The organism is Facklamia sp. P12955 (assembly GCF_050409565.1).
Taxonomy (GTDB): domain Bacteria; phylum Bacillota; class Bacilli; order Lactobacillales; family Aerococcaceae; genus Facklamia.
Genome location: NZ_JBNUPF010000064.1, coordinates 1 through 644, shown reverse-complemented (window position 1 = coordinate 644; position 644 = coordinate 1). Strand labels below are relative to the sequence as shown.

General features: G+C 30.4%; 1 protein-coding gene. It reads right to left on the bottom strand.

The window, feature by feature from the left end:
* Positions 1-173: 173 nt before the first annotated feature.
* Positions 174-533 carry a hypothetical protein gene (locus tag ACQV2G_RS09140; RefSeq protein WP_428876649.1) on the bottom strand — a complete coding sequence of 120 codons (360 nt, stop codon included), beginning with the start codon at positions 531-533 and terminating at the stop codon, positions 174-176.
* Positions 534-644 lie beyond the last annotated feature (111 nt).

Below are 644 nucleotides of genomic sequence, written 5' to 3'. Positions count from 1 at the left end.
AAAAAGTTCTTCTTTAGGTGGTTTATATTTTATACCTTTCCTTGGTCTATTTTTCATTAACTCTAGGTTATAGTGTAAACCATCTTTACTTACTTCTGACAACTCTAGACCTTTAGGATAAAACTCTCTTAAAAGCTCATTGCTGTTTTCATTTGTACCTTTTGCCAAGCACACTAAGGATCATAGAAATATGTCTTATAGCCTAATTCCTCTTCTGTTTGCTCAAATTCTGAACATTCTTCGCCTCTGTCAAATGTTATTGTTTTTACAAGATCTTTTAGCGCATTAATGATTGCCGATGTGATATTTTCCGACTTTCTATTTTCTAATAATATCGCTATGTAATATCTGGATCTTCTTTCTGCCAGTGTTACAAAACAATACTTGCTTTTTCTATGTCTCTCTTTTCGTCTACGAACCTTAATGTTTGAAGAATTGCTTTTTATTTCTCTTGAAATTGTACTAAGAGATCTTCTTAATGTTTTGGCAATTTTTATGATACTCCTTCTTAAATTTAAAATTGATAAATACAAGATCTCTCTTCTATTGTAAGATGGTTATAACTCATAGTTAATGGCTCCTTTTAATCTGTTTTGTTTGGTTATTTACCTATTAATATAGCTAATGAACTCTGCGTTTATTGA